20 protein-coding genes are annotated in these 17,638 nt (G+C 42.3%); 13 read left to right on the top strand and 7 right to left on the bottom strand.

From position 1 onward, the window contains the following. Window positions 1–82: 82 nt before the first annotated feature. The 3 genes from H513_RS0106770 to H513_RS0106760 are packed head-to-tail and all read left to right on the top strand — an operon-like array spanning window position 83 to window position 1,744. Window positions 83–544 (top strand): low molecular weight protein-tyrosine-phosphatase, encoded by a 462-nt coding sequence (locus tag H513_RS0106770; protein ID WP_026800067.1) that lies wholly within the window; start codon window positions 83–85, stop codon window positions 542–544. Window positions 545–562: 18 nt separating this feature from the next. Then, window positions 563–889 (top strand): hypothetical protein, encoded by a 327-nt coding sequence (locus H513_RS19710; RefSeq protein ID WP_036769412.1) that lies wholly within the window; start codon window positions 563–565, stop codon window positions 887–889. A 42-nt stretch (window positions 890–931) separates the two neighbouring features. Next, window positions 932–1,744, top strand: coding sequence for a YihY/virulence factor BrkB family protein (locus H513_RS0106760; RefSeq protein WP_026800066.1), 813 nt, complete (start codon window positions 932–934; stop codon window positions 1,742–1,744). 300 nt (window positions 1,745–2,044) lie between these two features. Here the strand turns inward: H513_RS0106760 and H513_RS0106750 are convergent, their stop codons facing one another. After that, a complete protein-coding gene (locus tag H513_RS0106750; RefSeq protein ID WP_026800065.1) occupies window positions 2,045–3,985 on the bottom strand; it encodes a heavy metal translocating P-type ATPase in 1,941 nt (646 codons plus the stop codon). 306 nt (window positions 3,986–4,291) lie between these two features. Between H513_RS0106750 and H513_RS0106745 the strand changes: the two genes are divergently transcribed. Beyond that, window positions 4,292–5,137 carry a transporter substrate-binding domain-containing protein gene (locus tag H513_RS0106745; protein ID WP_026800064.1) on the top strand — a complete coding sequence of 282 codons (846 nt, stop codon included), beginning with the start codon at window positions 4,292–4,294 and terminating at the stop codon, window positions 5,135–5,137. A 13-nt stretch (window positions 5,138–5,150) separates the two neighbouring features. Continuing rightward, on the top strand, window positions 5,151–5,840 hold the full coding sequence (locus H513_RS0106740) for an amino acid ABC transporter permease (RefSeq protein WP_231572076.1): 690 nt from the start codon (window positions 5,151–5,153) through the stop codon (window positions 5,838–5,840). Between the two features lie 27 nt (window positions 5,841–5,867). Here H513_RS0106740 and H513_RS0106735 read toward each other — a convergent pair whose 3' ends face one another. From H513_RS0106735 to H513_RS0106730, 3 genes are all read right to left on the bottom strand, one after another. Next, window positions 5,868–7,730: a terpene cyclase/mutase family protein gene (locus H513_RS0106735; protein WP_051239730.1), complete on the bottom strand. Its 1,863-nt coding sequence runs from the start codon at window positions 7,728–7,730 to the stop codon at window positions 5,868–5,870. A gap of 116 nt (window positions 7,731–7,846) precedes the next feature. Then, window positions 7,847–8,107, bottom strand: a complete 261-nt coding sequence (locus tag H513_RS21515; protein ID WP_154655200.1) for a hypothetical protein — start codon at window positions 8,105–8,107, stop codon at window positions 7,847–7,849. Continuing rightward, window positions 8,085–9,260, bottom strand: coding sequence for an MFS transporter (locus H513_RS0106730; RefSeq protein WP_026800061.1), 1,176 nt, complete (start codon window positions 9,258–9,260; stop codon window positions 8,085–8,087). The genes H513_RS21515 and H513_RS0106730 overlap by 23 nt, the downstream gene beginning before the upstream one ends. Before the next feature lie 185 nt (window positions 9,261–9,445). Between H513_RS0106730 and H513_RS0106725 the strand changes: the two genes are divergently transcribed. The 3 genes from H513_RS0106725 (at window position 9,446) to H513_RS0106715 (ending at window position 11,459) form a co-directional block, all read left to right on the top strand. Next, window positions 9,446–9,838, top strand: coding sequence for an OsmC family protein (locus tag H513_RS0106725; protein ID WP_026800060.1), 393 nt, complete (start codon window positions 9,446–9,448; stop codon window positions 9,836–9,838). A 104-nt stretch (window positions 9,839–9,942) separates the two neighbouring features. Beyond that, window positions 9,943–10,569, top strand: a complete 627-nt coding sequence (locus tag H513_RS0106720; RefSeq protein WP_026800059.1) for a YczE/YyaS/YitT family protein — start codon at window positions 9,943–9,945, stop codon at window positions 10,567–10,569. 89 nt (window positions 10,570–10,658) lie between these two features. Beyond that, window positions 10,659–11,459, top strand: coding sequence for a YfkD famly protein (locus H513_RS0106715; protein WP_026800058.1), 801 nt, complete (start codon window positions 10,659–10,661; stop codon window positions 11,457–11,459). A 22-nt stretch (window positions 11,460–11,481) separates the two neighbouring features. Here H513_RS0106715 and H513_RS0106710 read toward each other — a convergent pair whose 3' ends face one another. Then, on the bottom strand, window positions 11,482–12,333 hold the full coding sequence (locus H513_RS0106710) for a mechanosensitive ion channel family protein (protein ID WP_026800057.1): 852 nt from the start codon (window positions 12,331–12,333) through the stop codon (window positions 11,482–11,484). A 130-nt stretch (window positions 12,334–12,463) separates the two neighbouring features. On the opposite strand from H513_RS0106710, the gene H513_RS21870 reads away from it, so the two are divergent. The 5 genes from H513_RS21870 to pdaA all read left to right on the top strand — a co-directional run bounded on the left by H513_RS21870 (window position 12,464) and on the right by pdaA (window position 16,570). Beyond that, window positions 12,464–12,610, top strand: coding sequence for an SE1561 family protein (locus H513_RS21870; protein WP_169449931.1), 147 nt, complete (start codon window positions 12,464–12,466; stop codon window positions 12,608–12,610). Between the two features lie 379 nt (window positions 12,611–12,989). Beyond that, window positions 12,990–14,075: an AimR family lysis-lysogeny pheromone receptor gene (locus tag H513_RS0106700; RefSeq protein WP_026800056.1), complete on the top strand. Its 1,086-nt coding sequence runs from the start codon at window positions 12,990–12,992 to the stop codon at window positions 14,073–14,075. Continuing rightward, window positions 14,050–14,205: a hypothetical protein gene (locus tag H513_RS21510; RefSeq protein WP_154655199.1), complete on the top strand. Its 156-nt coding sequence runs from the start codon at window positions 14,050–14,052 to the stop codon at window positions 14,203–14,205. The genes H513_RS0106700 and H513_RS21510 overlap by 26 nt, the downstream gene beginning before the upstream one ends. A 166-nt stretch (window positions 14,206–14,371) precedes the next feature. Beyond that, the gene (locus H513_RS0106690) at window positions 14,372–15,694 is read left to right on the top strand and encodes a Na+/H+ antiporter family protein (RefSeq protein ID WP_407946596.1); all 1,323 of its coding nucleotides are present in this window, start codon (window positions 14,372–14,374) and stop codon (window positions 15,692–15,694) included. Window positions 15,695–15,781: 87 nt separating this feature from the next. Then, window positions 15,782–16,570 (top strand): delta-lactam-biosynthetic de-N-acetylase, encoded by a 789-nt coding sequence (pdaA, locus tag H513_RS0106685; protein WP_026800054.1) that lies wholly within the window; start codon window positions 15,782–15,784, stop codon window positions 16,568–16,570. A 23-nt stretch (window positions 16,571–16,593) separates the two neighbouring features. Here pdaA and H513_RS0106680 read toward each other — a convergent pair whose 3' ends face one another. Then, a complete protein-coding gene (locus tag H513_RS0106680; protein WP_026800053.1) occupies window positions 16,594–17,118 on the bottom strand; it encodes a class I SAM-dependent methyltransferase in 525 nt (174 codons plus the stop codon). Between the two features lie 13 nt (window positions 17,119–17,131). After that, window positions 17,132–17,527, bottom strand: a complete 396-nt coding sequence (locus H513_RS0106675; protein WP_036769408.1) for a VOC family protein — start codon at window positions 17,525–17,527, stop codon at window positions 17,132–17,134. Window positions 17,528–17,638 lie beyond the last annotated feature (111 nt).

Here is a 17,638-nt window from a genome sequence, read left to right as displayed (position 1 = left end):
TTTCAGAAGTGCTTGCTTAACCAATTTGCTCATTTCAAGTACAATAAGGGGTAACGCTGAATAAGTTAGGTAGGTGATTGGGTTGGTACGTGTATTGTTCGTGTGCCTTGGCAACATTTGTCGTTCTCCGATGGCGGAGGCGGTCTTTAGAGATTTAGTGAAACGTGAACAGCTACAAGATGTAATTGAAGTGGATTCGGCTGGTACGGGTCACTGGCATGAAGGGAATACTCCTCATGCAGGTACGAGAGAGAAGCTCGAGAGTGAGAACATTTCATGGGATGGGATTCTAGCTCGCCAAGTTCGAGAAGAAGATTGGGATGTATTTGATTACATTGTGCCCATGGATTCGAGTAATGTGAGGAATTTGAGAAAGCTGAATAAAGATGCACCAATCGTCAAATTGATGGAGTATGTCCCAAACCCTAAGGAAGTGGATGTACCAGACCCATATATGACAGACAACTTCGACTATACGTATGAATTGGTTGTAGAAGGATGTCATCACTTATTGAAACGCATAAAAGAGGACAAATCTTTATAAAATGGAGGAGAGGGCAAAATGAGTGAAAGTAAATTAATGAAATTTGTAGCGATTGGATCATTAGTTGGATTGGCGGTGTCTATGTTCGACCGCACTACACGAGAAAAAACGGTGAGCTGTCTGAAACAAACCTCTTCACAAGTAAAGCATTATAGCAGTCATCCATCTGAAGCGGTTCATTCCATTCGTTCATCATTTGCGAAGTGGGAAGGAACAATAAATAATGGCATCAATGAGGTGCTGTCTGTCATTGACCAAGTTGAAGGCTATTTGGACAAAGTCACCGAGAGTGAAGAAACCCGTAATGAAACTGATGCAGCCACAAATCAAACGAAAACGGAATAGAGGATTCACGGAGTCCTCTTAGGCATAAGGGGGATAACGATATTGAGTGAAGCGGTCCGTTTTGTTAAAGAATTGATAAAGCGTTTCTCTGACCATGAGGTGGCGGGTTTGTCTGCTCAGCTCGCCTATTTTTTTCTACTGTCTTTGTTTCCCTTTATGATTTTCTTATTTGCGCTTGTGGGTTATTTGCCGATTACACAGGAAGAAGTGCTAGCCTATGTACGGGCTTACACTCCATCAGATACATTGGAATTAGTCACGTCTAATCTCCCTGAAGCAGGGGGAGGGCTATTGTCTGTCGGAATCATTGGGACGTTATGGTCTGCCTCCAATGGAATTAATGCGGTTATGCGTGCCTTCAACCATGCGTATGAGGTGGATGAGAATCGCCCGTTTTTACTATCAAGATTTATCGCGATTTTCTTAACGATTGCAATGTTTATCGTAATGATCGTGGCCTTGTTGTTGCCTGTATTCGGAAAGGTCATTGGATCAACGCTTTCGTCTTATTTTGGAGTTTCTGATGAGTTCATAGCAGTTTGGGAAGCGCTACGATGGCTTACTTCGTTCTTATTAATCTTTTTTGTTCTTTCCAGTTTATACATATTGGCTCCGAATCATCGGGTGCATTTACGTCAAGCGCTTGTAGGAGCAGTCTTTGCTACAGTAGCGTGGCAAGTGGTGTCCTTGTTGTTCTCGTTCTATGTCGCTAATTTCGCTAATTATTCATCCACATACGGAAGCCTAGGTGGGATTATTATTTTAATGATTTGGTTCTATCTCACAGGAATGATTGTCCTTATTGGAGGCGAAATTAATGCCATGTTAAGGAAGCGCAAAGCCTTTCGAAATTAAGCATGGTCTCTACGTCATTGCACATACTATAAGTGAAATACAAGGAGGTCATCCAACATGGCAAACAACAAACGAAACCAACAAGCTCGAAATAACAAAAACCAAGGCAAACAAACGACAGACGATGCAAAACATAAAACAAGTGGTACGCAAAACAAGAAAAACGACTTTCACTAAGGTGAACGAAACCTAATAAAGAGAGACCAACTCTTAGTCGAGTTGGTCTCTCTTTCAGTTGCTGCATAACGTTTGTCTCAATATGCCTCGAAATAAATCGACAACTTTTGTGTGATTAGACGACTAAGAACGCAATAAGCGTAATCCGTTTAGAATAACCAGGATCGTGCTTCCTTCGTGGCCAATGACTCCAAGCGGCAGGTCAAGTATTTGAAGGAAATTTGAGATGATTAGAAGTGTGATAACCCCAATCGAGAAAATAACGTTTTGTCTTACAATTCGATTCATTCGTTTCGAAAGTGTGAAGGCACTAGGGATTTTAGGGAGGTCATTCTTCATCAATACAACATCAGCTGTCTCTAAGGCAACGTCTGTTCCCTCACCCATTGCGATCCCCACATTCGCCGTGGCTAGTGCTGGAGCATCATTAATTCCGTCTCCTACCATAGCGACGTGGTCAAAGGACTCTTTCAAGCGCTTAATTTCGCGTACTTTGTCTTCTGGTAAACATTCCGCCACATATTGATCGATCCCGCATTCTGTAGCAATTGCCTTGGCAGTAAGTTCATGATCACCCGTTAACATGATGGTATAAATGCCTTTTTGTCTTAAAGCTTGGATCGCAGCTTTTGTGTCTTCTCTTACTGTATCTTTTAAAGCAATCACGCCAACAACCTTATCTTGTTTAGCGATGAACACCAGCGTTTTCCCCTCACTAGCGAATTGTTCCGCCACATGACTATGAAACGAATTGGCATCCTGTTTCCCTACGAAAGAGGCATTGCCAAGCTTCCATTCCACACCATTCACAACAGCAGTCACGCCGCTTCCAGACACATCAGTCATTTGCTCAACTGAATAATCTTCTGATGTACGGTTGCGCTCTGCATAAGAGACAATTGCCCGAGCGAGAGGGTGATTGGATTCACGTTCAATGGCAACAGCAACTTGTAAGGTTTCTTCCTCGTTGTGGATAATCACGACGTCGGTTACTTCTGGCTTTCCATTCGTTAACGTACCTGTCTTGTCAAAGGCAATGGCTTCTACATGGGCAAGGTTCTCGAGGTGAACGCCACCTTTAAAGAGCATTCCATTTCGTGCCCCATTTGAAATTGCCGACAAGGTAGCCGGCATAATGGATGCAACAAGCGCACAAGGTGAAGCGACGACGAGAAGAATCATGGCACGATAGATGGTGTCTTGCCACGACCAGCCAAAGGCAAAGTGGGGAAGCACCATCATAATCGCTACAACAATAAGAACCGTCTTCACGTAGGTCCCTTCAAACCGTTCAATAAACAATTGAGAAGGAGATTTCTCACTTTGAGCAGACTGGACAAGTGAAATAATTTTTTGAAAGAGCGTTTCATCCGCATGTTTCGTTACTTCGACAGTTAAGCTTCCTGTGATGTTTACAGTCCCAGCGAATACGTCTTCTCCATTTTTCTTTGAGACAGGAAGAGATTCACCCGTGATGGTTGCTTCATCAAGGGATGAGGCCCCTTTTACAATAATTCCGTCAGCTGGAACGCGTTCTCCGGCTTTGACAAGAATTTTATTTCCTATTGTTAAATCGGAGACATGAACAAGTTGTTCACCATCATTCGTTAGGAGTAAAGCCTCTTCAGGCTGCAAATCCATTAAGGAAGAGATCTCTCGCTGACTTTTGTTATTTGTGTAGGTTTCCAATGCGCCAGACAAGGCAAAGATAAAAATAAGGATGGCGCCTTCAGTCCAGTAACCAATCGAAGCGGACCCAATCGCTGCAAAAATCATAAGCATCTCAACATTTAGTTCGCGGTCAGCAATGGTTTCTTCAATACCTTCCTTTGCTTTCGCAAACCCCCCGATAATAAATGCTGCTACATACAAGAAGGCAGAGGCTGTGTCATATAGTTGCGTTTGCAAAATCCATGCTACTAAGATTAGCGCCCCGCTTACTAAAGCGGCAATGAGCTCTCCGTGCTCTTGTAAGGTGTTGAATCGTTTTGGTGAAAATTCCTTGTCCTTTGAGGTGGACGTCGGATGGGAAGAAGGTTGAACCGTTTTAGCTTCAGTCGACATTTTTCTCAACTCTCTTTCGTAATTGAGAATGATAAACAAACTCAATAAGTGTGTGAAACAACAATAGCTGCCTTGTAGACAGCTAATTGAGAACTGTTTTTAATTATAATAATTTTAATGTAGTATCTGTTTTAATCATAGCAGAATTTTCCCCTAAGTCAACAAATTAAATCTATATGTACGATTATGCAGTTTGAGAGGGATTCGTTCCATTTTTTAAACATTGTGAATCAGTTGAAAATGCTGTCTACGATTGCTATAGTATTGAAGGTATTTCAAACATTTTAATATAAAGGAGAATGCACCATGAATAGAAAATTATGGTTATATACCATAAGTTTACTAACTATATTCGTGCTTGCTGCTTGTGGGTCTTCAGAAGAAGCGTCCACTTGGGATAAAGTGAAAGACGGAGAAGAAGAACTTGTTGTGGGAACATCTGGTACACTCGTAGCGGTTTCCTATAAAGACGAGGATTCTGACGAATTAACAGGGTATGATGTTGAAGTCATGCGTGCGATTGCAGAGGAAGCTGGTATTGAGGTACGTTTCGAACAAATGGGCTTTGATGGCATGACGGCAGCGATTAATAGTGGTCGTATTGATGTGGCCATTAACGATATCGAAATTACAGAGGAACGGAAAGAAAATTTCGCCTTTAGTGACCCATACAAATACTCCTATACAACGCTTGTGGTGCGTGAAGATGGGTTAAGTGGAATTGAAACACTCCAAGACCTCGAAGGTAAAGTGAATGGTGGAGCAGCTACTACTGTATTCGCTGACATTGCTGAACATTATGGTGCAACTACGAAAACATACGGAAATGCGACGAATGACCAGTATCTACGCGACGTAGACAATGGTCGTACAGATGTAATCATCAATGATTACTACGCTTCTAAGCTTGGGATTAACGCGTTTCCCCAGTTTGATCTAGTTTTACATCCGGACATTAAGGTTCATCCTACTGAACAAGCAATCATTATGTCCAAAGAAGATAAAGAGCTACAAGAGAACATCAATAAAGCCATCGACAAACTAAAAGAAGATGGTACGTTCGCTGAGATTTCTAAAGAGTTCTTCCTTGGAGAAGACGCATCTACGCCACCGGAAGGCGAGATTAAAGAAATTGAAGGTATTGACTATTAAGGTGGGATAGGTTGTGCTAGAGTCGCTTTCCAACCTGCAAATTACAGAGTTGTTTAATCCACAGTTAGCATGGAAGAACCTTCCTTATCTATTGCAGGGTCTTCCTATGACCATAGCTGTTTCCTTCGCGGGGATGGCGTTTGGTTTACTCTTAGGATTCTTTCTTGCATTAGGGAGGAGTTCGAGTAGTCTACTTGTTCGTTGGCCATCGAGGGTGTATATCTCGTTCATGCGAGGAACCCCAATCTTGGTCTTTCTGTTTATACTTTATTACGGTTTACCATTAGTCGGCTTAACGTTGACTGCTTATACGTCTGCTGTTATTGGTTTCGGCTTGAATAGCGCGGCGTACATTGCAGAAGTAAATCGCTCATCATTATCTAGCGTTTCAAAGGGACAATGGGAAGCCAGTAAGGCGTTAGGCCTTGGATACTGGAAGACGCTATGGTACGTCGTTACGCCGCAAGCTATCCGGATTGCCCTCCCTCCGTTAACGAATATCTTCCTTGACCTTGTGAAGGCATCTTCCCTTGCTGCGGTCATAACAGTTCCAGAATTGTTTCAGAAAGCCCAAACGGTTTCTGGGCGGACGGGTGATTCGCTTACGATGTATATTACCACTGCCTTGATTTATTGGCCGCTTTGTATCATCATTGCAGCCTTTCAAGAACGTTTGGAGAAGAAATTTCATTATCAAGCATAAAAAAACAGTCCGATTGGACTGCTTTTTTTATGCTTTCTTTCGGTATTCACTGAGTACAAGTAAAGGCCAGATGATGTTATAACTATGATAGTAAATGTAGAAATCCCCTGGTAACCCGGCCCCTGTCGGGTAGGAATACCATGCATCTGGCTCGTGGACCAACATGATTAGCCGTTTGATTCCTTTCTCAATAGCTGGAGTCATCTCATTGTTCCATGCAAGCAGGACTTCTAAGGCCCAACAGGTGTGGGAGATGGTGCTGTGATGCAAGGGAATGTAGGAGCGTTCGACGTCACTTCTGCACGATTCTCCCCAACCCCCGTCAGGAAGTTGAATCCGTTCTAACCATTCCAACCCTCGCTGCACGGAATCGTCTTCATGGGATACGCCAACAGCTTTCATGCCTGTTAATGCTGCCCAAGTCCCATACGTATAACAAATCCCCCACCTCCCATACCAGGAACCATCTTTCTCTTGATGACTAATGAGCCATTCCACAGCCTTCTGAATGTTCGGTTGTAGAAGGGTGAGGTTGGCGTCCTTTCCAAGGAAATGAAGCGTTCTTCCAGTCAAGTCAGCTGTAGAGGGATCGATGGCCGCAGCTTCAGCACCGTCTAAGGGAGTATAGGTAAGGATTGATTTGTAGGTATCTTTCTCAAATGCGGGCCATCCCCCATCACTATTCTGCATCGTTAAGACAAAACGCAATCCCCGGTCCCAAGCGCTACGAAGTGGAGAGGAGCTGGTGAGATGTGGTTGGATAGCACGTAACGCAGCAGTTGTATCATCGATGTCTGGATTTATTGTATTAGTAGGAGAAAACCCAAACCCACCTGGCGTCGCTGCTTGGTTGTTTTTGGCCCAATCGCCAAAGCGGGTATGTTGCTGTCTAGCTATATAAGAGACCGCCTTTACAAGGGAAGAAGAAGTTTGGGTGATTCCAGATTGATGAAGTGCGTACGTAAGGAGTGACGTATCCCATACAGTGGAGGGGGAGTTCTGGATATGAATGCCAAGTTTCGTTTCGAACCTTAGTCCTTTCAGTCCCTGGATTGCCTTGATGATGATGGGGTCACGCTTTGAATATCCTAGGGCTAAGAGTGCGTAGATCATAAGGAAAGTGGAGCTGAAATAACTGTATAGTGTGCCGTCTGGCTCAATTCTTTGAAGCATATAAGTTTCCAACGTTCTTCTTGCGCGTTTAACGAGTTCATTAGGAATGCCAACTAGTGTCTTTAATCCTTCGTGTACAGCCTGAAGAAAGTCCCTTTCTCGCATATCCTGTGTGGAAGTAGTGTCTCTATATTTATGTAGATGGGTGAGTGTTGGAGAACCTCGACGAATCAGTTTAAATCTTGAATCACTCAGAATTAGAATAGGAGACATATGCACACGGGCGTAGCCACCGAAATCATAAAAGGATAGAGGGGCAGTTGGTGGAAGTAGGGCAAAGAGGATTGGGATGTGATAGACACGAGGCCATTCCATCTGTCCAGTTACAGCAAGCATGACTTTAGTAAGTGACGAAGCGGCTTCTAAACCACCATGCTGAACAATAAATGCTTCAGCTCGCTTCATGCGTTCGTCCGATTGGTCTACGACCTGTGCTAGTAGGAGTGCATAATAGGCTTCAATCGTAGCCGATAGATTTCTTCCCTCATCCTTATATAGCTCAAAATATCCTTCTTTGTGTTGGAGACGCAACAAGCGGTCGGTTAGAGAAGCGATGAAAGAGTCGTCTTTCACACCAAGAGATTTCAATAAGATAACCATCCAAGCGTCTGTCATCGGGCTATTCTCAAAGCAAAAGGAGAAGCTGCCATCAGTGCGTTGGTGTTCATAAGCCTTGTCTTGGAGGAGACGGATGGTGGATTCAACATCGTTGTTCAATAGATGTGGCCTCCTTCGAGTAAGATGGTTTACTATATTCGCTATGTTCAGAAATCATACATCTCAAACTCCAGGAGAAAGCAAGCATGCTAGGTTGGCATGCTTGCTTTCTTAGCTTAATAGTAAGGTGGGAAGAATCTACCCGCTCGGAATCCGCGTCGGTACCCTCGACGATAGCCTCTACGGTAGCCACGGCGGAAAGCAGGTCTTCTAAACCCTGGATAGTAGTAAAATGGCAACACATTCACCTCCGTTAGTTCCGCATCAGTCACTAACCTGTACAGAATATGGTATGCGGTTTGAAATAACCTGGCTAGGTTATTGTCCAAGGAGTGGTGAAAATGTGTGAACGTACTAGCTGAATGATTGAGCGGCACGGAGTTCCCTTCTTCTAGAGATTACAATTGGGAGGCTGATTAGGAAGAGTGTCGTTGAAACAACGTGAAAGAAAGAAGCGCTCGGTACGTAATCCATAAATACCCCACCTATGTATGGACCGATCATACTCCCTATACTAAATGAAATTCCGCACATGATGTTCCCTGCTGGCAGCAACGATTTGGGAAGTAAATCTGTCATAAAGGATATTCCTAAAGAATAGATAGAGCCGACAAACATCCCAGCAACAGTGAACAAGAAGAATAATGCGACAACGGAATGTTCAAGAAGAGACGCTAGGAAAAAAGTAGCTACGCCAATAAGGAGGGCGATGCTCAACACGCGCCTCCGTCCGTATCGATCACTCAACACGCCAAGTGGAATTTGAAGTAATAAGCTCCCGGCAGCAAAGCAGGGGATGATCAGGGACAAAGTGTCAACATCATGTCCGATTCTTAGCCCATAAACCGGAAAGTTCCCGTGTAAGGTAGCTTCTAAGAACCCATAACCAAACGGTGGGAGAAAAGCGATCCATGCATATTTAAATGTCTGTCCAAACCGATACCAAGAACTTGTCGAAGTGGATACGCTTCCGCCTTGTTCTGGCCATTCGTTCCTAATGAAGAAGAGGCATCCCCAGACGATGACGCTAAGACCAGAAGATAGGAAGAAAGGAAGAGACGGATGAATGTCCACGAGTCGTGTCATAAGGGGACCAATGGCAAACCCGAGACTAAAGAATAATCCATAGAAGGAGATATTCCTCCCTCGATTGCTGGCATCAGAAGCTGTTGTAATCCACGTCTGGGTACCAAAGTGAAGCATATGATCCCCAATTCCAATCACAACTCTTAACATAAACCAAAACCAAAGCGCCTGATAGAACGGAAAGAAAGCCATAGAGACGAAAACTAAGATCCCTCCAATGGCGATTATCGGTTTGAATCCAAGACGTTGAAGGGGCTTCTCCATAAATGGTGAAGCAACTAGAACGCCAATATATAGTCCGGTTGCATGTAAGCCGTTCAGAGTAGATGAGATGCCATTTTGCTCAAGTAAAATGGCGATGAGTGGTAGCAACATGCCTTGTGTGAACCCTGATATGGTCACGAGTAGGATGAGCACGGTGAATCGGAATCGGGTTAGTTTCATGGTCGTTCCTCCTCTTTATGTACACGTACATGCTACTAGGGTCTAGAGGGGTTGGCAAGATATTGTTAGTAGGCATTTCTATTATGTTAAGCTAGGAATGTGACCAGCTGAGAAGCAGATTACGTTATCTTATTAGGTGTATAGGTTACAATACAAATAGACAAATGGATGAAGGAGTGACCCACATGGAATTTTATATGAAAGACCAAGGAGTTCGTACCTCCTTTGAATTTGGAACGTTAGAGATTTCAGGGAATGAGGAATACGGTTTCCGCCCATTTCAGCTTATGGTTTCTTCAATTGCAGGATGCAGCGTATCTGTCTTTCGCAAGATCCTAGACAAGCAGCGCATTGACTACTCGGATATTCAAGTATCGGCTGAGGTAGAACGTAACGAGAAAGAAGCAAATCGAATTGAAAAAATCAACCTGCACTACGTGGTGAAAGGCAAGAACTTGGACCCAGAGAAACTAAACAAGAACCTTGAACTCTCCTCGAAAAATTGTTCCATGGTGCAAAGTGTTGTGAATAGTATTGAAATTAATGAAACTCTTGAATGTATCGAAATAAATGAATAAAATGGAAAGTGGCTGCCTTTTATTGGTAGTCACTTTTCTGTTCTTATAAGTAATTTTCATAAATGAATGATGAATGCGGACTGTCAGTCGAAAGGGGAATGGTATTGAGGAATATCTCTATTCGTACGTTGTTCTTTCTCGTAGGATTAGTGACATTGTCTCTCGGAGTTTCGTTAACGATTAAAGCGGATTTAGGTGCGGGAGCTTGGGATGCTTTAAATGCAGGTCTCACAAATGCGATTGGATTGACGATTGGAACATGGGTCATGATCATAGGGGCTCTGCTTATTGTTGTGAATGCTTTGCTTGGACGTGAGTTCCCTGATGTATTTGCAGTCGTCACGGTTTCCGTACTCGGACCGCTTATTGACTTTTGGTTATTAAAGGTTCTGGTTGGTTGGTCACCGTCCATCTTAGTTGAGCAGAGTCTTGCTCTAGTTGGTGGAATTGTAATCTTGGCGTTAGGTGTAGCAATGTATATTCAACCGAAGTTACCTTTAAATCCTGTTGATAATTTCATGGTTGCCATTCAAAAACGGTTCAGCATTAGTATCTCTAAAGCCAAAACGATTACTGAATCATTGGCCTTTGTCTTTGCGTTACTCATCGGAGGGCCTATAGGAGTTGGGACAGTCGTTATTTTAATTCTCGTTGGCCCTACGATTAATTTCTTTGAACCGAAGACAAAGACGATGTTAAACCGCATGTTGGGGGAAGAAAAAGCTGGTTGAGTTCAACCAGCTTTTTTTAATTTCCTATTGTTGTGCATACCGAGCGCCCATTTCGAAAAAACTAGGAAAAAAAGAAAGGGCTGTATCGGATGCATAAACTCATGTTAGCGACATTCTCGTTCTTATTCTTGCTTGTTGCCGATCTTCCGTCCACTTCTCAAGCGGTGGACAAACCAGCCGAGGAAGGTGCGGAAGGATCCATTCCGAGCCACGTCTTGAACATTTCTAAAGAAAACACATATCCAAACTCCACACAAGACCAGACCATTCTAGAACCAAGTGAACTCACAAGAGAACTTATGGAGCATTCTGAAGAGGAAATCACCAACCCTGAGCTTATCCGTATGTTAAATGAAACGAATTTAAAGCCGTCTTATACTGCGATTGGCTATCGAGGTTTAATCTACATGGGTCATTGGCCGCTAAGCTATAATACAAAGGAAACAAGCATTAATTGGGAGTATCAACAAATTAATACGAATCAATTGAACAACATCGGCGGTGACGCACCGAAAACAATGAATTACCACCAGGAAACAGAAAAACACATTAAAGGTGGGTTAACTACTAAGATCTCGAACAGTGAAGACATTAAGCGTATGATGTTGTTGAAGGCTCAAGAGAACACGAAGCTTCCTCTGTCGTTCCATACAGTCATAGGAGAGGGAACGAAGAAAGATAATAAGTACGGGATTCCTGCTGAGAAAGTGGGTTATTTGAACGGCTATGCACCGGCAGTCAATGAGAAGGGCACTGTTACATTTGGCGAAGTATATATTGAGCTTAAGGGATGGAAGAAAAGTCTCGTTGTGAAGAATGTAACGAGTCAAGGGATAGGGGCCTGGATTCCTATTCAAGACCATGTCTCATTTTCTTTCCAACTGAAATAAATAAGGAAAGCTGGGAGTGGTCCTAGCTTTCCTTTTTCGTAGGAATGTCAATGTGTTGTAAGGACATCTCAATCTCCTCTTCGTAGAGGCGCTGTGCAATAATTCGTCGAGCTTCTTTGCCAGCAGTCCAGTAAGTTAAATCATCTGTGAGTCCAATAATCGTGTATTCATAGCCACGATGCTCTTGGTTTAACGATGTCATGCCATACACTTGAAATGGTTGCAACGGGTCGTCCTTTAAGTCTTTCTTTAAATATGGGGTAAGTTGTTCATTAAGCGTGTCGCAAATTTCCTCTAACAATTGAAAGATTCGATTTGGCTCTTCCTTAAAGCTCACGGTCACCTTTTCAATGACGCGCATATGGCCGATATTATAGTTTTGAATGGTTGTAATTTGGCCATTGCTAATGGTAAGCAACTTACCGCTCCATTCGCGTACCTTTAGAAAGCGCAGTCCGATTTCTTCAACTGTGCCAATGAATTGGTCATTAATCGAGACAAAATCCCCCTTGTGAAGCTGCTTCTCATAGAGGAAGAAGACGCCTGAAAGTAGGTCTCGAATCAAGCTTTGTGCACCGAATCCAATGACGATACCAAGCACACCGGCCCCGGCAAGCATTTGGGCAATGGGGACACCAGCAACGCTTAACAAGTAAACAATAATACCAAAAGTGGCTGTATAAGAAACGAGCGAGTTAATCATGGATTCGAGAGTCTTTTCCTTTCGTTCCTCTATGAAATCCGTTCGATCAAAGAAAGAACGAATTGAACGTCTGATCACCCGTACGAGTACGTATGTACCAGTAACCACGTAAATGGCCACTGCTATATCGTGAGATAGGATAGATGAGAGTTGACTCCAGATTTCTGACATAGTTACACCTCCAGCACATCATGGCCTTATTATAGCATGCACGCTTCCCTGATTTCCTAATCCCTCCATAGACAAACCGTTCGGAGTTTACTAACATAATGAATGGAATGAACAACAAAGGAGTCTTACTATGACGAATGAATCAAGAATGGAAGAGCTCAAAACCCGTCTTGCATCGATTATGTCAAGAATTGAAGGCATGAACCCTGAAGAAACTTCAGTGGAAGATGTGGACCAACTTATTGCGATGCTTGAAGACTTAGAGAAAAAGTTCTAGAACTGTCGGCGTATGCCGACAGTTTTTTTATGTAAAATAATTCTAATTGAAATGTAAATCGTGTATACTAAACTTGAAAGCGTTTGTATTTAAAACAACTTCAAGTTTTTTTGTTTAAATAGAGGGAACGTAAATAGGAAGACCTAGTTGAAATGGCGGACAAATTCAAGATATAATTTCATATTTTTATATATTATGGATAGCATGTTAGTAGTTTTTATTATAATATAAGTATAGATGGTCTAAACGTGCCATTGACTCATGTCATATATATGATAAACTTCCTGTATTCTAGTGAGGGTCTGGCACTTGTTGGGTATACTGACCTATGTTTGCGATACGCATAAATTATATTTTTGGTGAATAAGGGGATCAAACTATGAAAAAAGAAGAAAACCGAATGCAAGTATTTTCTTCTGAGCAATTGCAAATGGTTCACGATCTCATAGGCAACAATGAACCTTCTTTATTCTCAGTACTGCAACAACTCTCTAAGGAAGTGGACATTAAGACTACAATCTTTCTTGCACGAGAGTTTATTTTAAATTGTCAATCCTACGAGAATCAGCGCGTAGGTATGGAATTCTTGTATATGAACGGATTTCATGAAGAAATGCAGCGGCTCATTGAACAAAACCGCAACTCAGAGAACAAAGTTAACCAAGAGTGGGCTGAAGTTTATCAGATCATCTTGCATCGCAAACAACAGAAAAAGTTCAAAGGTGAATTAATAGATTTCTCCAATGGATTTAAAACTGAAGACCCGTCTCTAAATTGTCTACTTATATTCATTAAGATTTATGGATATTTTGAGTTGGACCAGTATGAAGTGTTAAATGACCTTTTAGATACATCTTTAACACCATTAATGCTGAATGTAGACGATACTTTATTGAGGATTTATTTTCAATTGCGAGAGAATGAGATGTTGTTTTTATATCATTGGAAGAGAAATGAAACGAAAATAGCTAGGAAATACGCTAAAAATATTATAGATAATGTATTCAATCAAGAGAAGAAATGTTATGTGCTTATTGTATTGGCGCTAACATATACATTCGATGATTATAGGAAATCTGATGAATACCTTCAAGAAGCAATGGATATAGCAGACCAATATCATTTGGACTTCTATGACTACACAATTAGAAATCTAGTGTATCCGTTTATTTATGGTGTAAATGGGATTACGGAAGGTATTGAAACAGATGATCTTGTAGAAAAAGCTCACCTTATGGCAGTAAAAGGTGATAAAGAGACCGCTTTAGATATACTTTCTAAAAAGAACAGTCTCACACCTTTTCAAGAATATTATATGGGATTAGCAACGGATGATAATCACTATTTTTATAATTCTTACGATAGGTTTGTAAAAGAGAAAGATTACTTCTATGCTCAATTGCCTTTAAATGAGTTACGTAAAAGGGGGTGTATCACTAATGAAGAAAGTAGGATCATTAATTAGTATTATGTTACTAAGTTTCACTCTAACATTCGGTTCACAAACTGAAGCGCCGAAGTATGACGAAACTTCAAAAATCGACCATCCAGTAATGAGTATTCACCAAGACCCAACTGTTGGTGGTGTAGGTTAAAACGCACAAAAAGGATGCTCGATCGAGCATCCTTTTTTACGTTCAACTCTTCGAAACTTTGAAATCGAAGGGTTGATTTTTTTGCTTCATTACTTTATCATAATAAATTGTTAACGTGATAACGAAATAAATTTAACTACTATAGAACATCATCATGAAAGGGGTAATGACAGTGATCGCATGGTCTGTTGTCGTGTCTGTACTGGTCATGACTGTATTAAGCTTACTACGTGTAAACGTCATTGTTGCCATCTTGGCTGCTGGTATAACTGGTGGGTTGATGGCTGGGTTAACCTTGGTTGAGTCACTTGAATTGTTGATTGGAGGTATGGGAGGACAAGCGAATACAGCACTTAGCTATGTGCTACTTGGTGCGTTTGCTGTGAGTATCGCATATTCTGGGATTACTTCTGTTCTCGTTAGAAACCTAGTGAATGTGATGAAAGGAAAGCGAATCGTATTGCTCTTATCTATTGCATTTATTTCTTCTTTATCTCAATTCGCGATTCCTGTTCACATTGCGTTCATCCCAATCTTGATTCCGCCAATGTTGAAACTGTTTGATAAGATGCGAATTGACCGACGAGGTGTAGCAACGGCACTCACGTTTGGTCTGAAGGCTCCATACATGGCAATTCCACTTGGGTTCGGCTTTCTCTTCCAGAAGACGATACGAGATGCGATGAGTGAGAACGGTGCTGAAGTGGCGCTCGGAGAAGTAACACAAGCGATGCTTCTCCCGACAATGGGCATGGTTGTAGGGTTACTCATTGCAGTCTTCATTTCTTACCGGAAACCTAAGGACGCTAGACAAATTGAGTCTGAGGCATCCGTTGACTTAATGAACGCAGCAGAAGAGAAAGACACTCGCTTCACCAAAGAACATCTCTTTACGATTGTCGCTATTGTAGGCGCATTAGCGGTACAAATTGTTACACAACAGCTCGTATTGAGCGCGCTCGCTGGTTTAATCCTCATGTTTGTATTCCGAATTGTTCCGTTTAATCGTGGAGATAAGGTCGTTGCAGAAGGGGTTAGCATGATGGGGGTTATTGCGTTCATTATGCTTGTTGCTTCAGGCTATGCGACTGTTCTTAAAGACACAGGTGCAGTCGATGTATTGGTTGAGAATACATCTGACATACTTGGTGATAACAAAGCAGTAATAGCATTTGTACTTCTGTTAATCGGGTTAATTATTACGATGGGAATTGGTTCTTCCTTTAGTACGGTTCCTATTCTGGCGGCCCTTTATGTACCGATTTGTACAGCGGTTGGATTCTCTCCACTAGCAACTGCGGCACTCATTGGGACAGCAGGAGCCCTCGGGGACGCAGGTTCACCAGCTTCAGACAGTACGTTAGGTCCAACTTCTGGGCTTAATGCAGATGGTCGTCATAATCACATTTGGGATACGGTTGTACCAACATTCTTACACTACAATATTCCATTATTCATCTTCGGATGGATTACAGCAATTATCTTATAGGAAACAAGGTCAGCCAAAGAAATGGCTGGCCTTTTTCTGTATAGACGTCGTCTAATGACAAACACTACTTAAAAAGTAGGTGATGGGATGAAGCGTCTAATCATTAGCCTAGTCTTCTTCATAATGCTTGTTCCTCCATTAGATGTAGCAGCCTATGGGTGGGGGTATCAGAAGAGTACAGATGGTTCCCCTCCAGACCCAGGTCTATACCGGGAGTTGGTTGAGAAGCATGGAGGGCATTATGTAGATCATAGTGGAGAAAAGGTGATTTACCTGACGTTTGATAATGGATACGAACAAGGGTATACAGGGCAAATTCTCGATGTATTGAAGAAGGAACAGGTACCAGCGACGTTCTTTGTTACAGGGCATTACATTACTAGTGCTTCTGAGCTTGTAAAGAGAATGGTGAATGAAGGGCATATTGTAGGAAATCATTCTTATCATCACCCTGACTTCACAGAGTCTAGTGATCAGAAGATTAAAGAAGAGTTGCAAGCTGTTGAAGATGCTGTAGCTGAGCTTACTTCCCAGAAGGAGATGCAGTACGTCCGTCCTCCTCGTGGAACCTTTAACAGTCGAACGTTAGCCATTACAAATAAACTGGGTTACACAACTATGTTTTGGTCAATTGCATTTGTTGATTGGCACACCGACAAGCAAAAGGGACCTGAGTATGCAGTCAATAGTGTACTGAAGCAGATTCACCCTGGAGCAATCATACTCTTGCATACCGTGTCTCGGGATAATGCATTGGCACTCGAACAAATGATACAGCAACTGAAACAAGACGGATACACGTTTAAGAGTCTTGACTATTTGGTGGTGAAGGAAGCGTTGCCAAGAGATGTACTTCCTTATACAGGCATACAATAACCAGACCCTTTACCTAGGTCTGGTTATCTTTTTAATATTACGACGTGCAGTTGCTCTGTGGGCTTAGTAGAACACGACCATTCGTGTTGAAGATTAAAGGAAGCGCTCTTCCACTCCTCGTACCAATGGAAGGGAAAGGCATCTGTTGTTTGAACTGGAAGTTGTCGTTCCATAATGATAAGGCGTCCAGATGGCTTTAACACTCGATCCATCTCAGAGAGCACTTTGTGTCGGTCAAACGACCCCCAACAGTTCCAGGCGAACACATAGTCAAACGAATTCCTTTCACATGGGAGGTGTTCGGCAAGCCCTCGAATATAACGGGTGTGTGGAGTAGAAGGTGTGCGTTCGATAATTCGTTCAGTAGTGGCATCTACGCCTATAACGCTTTGACAAAGCTGACTTAAGTGTCGGGTAAATGTACCATCGCGACAAGCAAGGTCTAACACGGTGGACCCGCTAAGGGAAATGCCGCGTTCTTCTAAGTGGTGCAACAGAATGTCCATGGAAGCGTTCCCCTTCGTAATCCCATAATGAGTTGAACTCACCGAACGTCCCTCCTTAACTCTGATTGGAAACGTTATGCATACCTAGCCAATGCCCGTTAGGGTCTTTGAAGCCAAATCCACCAAGACCAGAATCGGTTTTATTTAAGCTGGTTACTTCTATGCCAGCATCAGAGAATACACGATGACACGTATCTAAATCTGTTGTGTAAAAGTCGATGATGGAATTGTTTTTAATGTGACTGCTTTCAAAGTGAAGAGGCTGAAATTGTTCGCTCTTTACGAGGAAGAGATTGGGTGCGCCGTGTTGGTTGAAGGTAAGCATACAACTTTCTTCGCCTTTTTGGAGTGTGGTAAGACCTAGCATCTCTGTGTAGAATTGAATGGATTCATCGAGCTGTTCTACAGGGATTTCGATAGTTCCTACATTTACAATTAGTTTTTCATCCATGATGACAACCTCCTTGGGATAATGTATGTCTCGTAGAATATTCAGATAATTTAATTATAGAATGTTCCTCTTCACTTTTCCACTAGATGATTGTATTCAATCTCCTTTTCA

Source organism: Pontibacillus halophilus JSM 076056 = DSM 19796, assembly GCF_000425205.1.
Lineage (GTDB): Bacteria > Bacillota > Bacilli > Bacillales > BH030062 > Pontibacillus_A > Pontibacillus_A halophilus.
The sequence above is the reverse complement of the archived record's forward strand: the minus strand, read 5'-3'. Positions and strand labels throughout refer to the sequence as shown.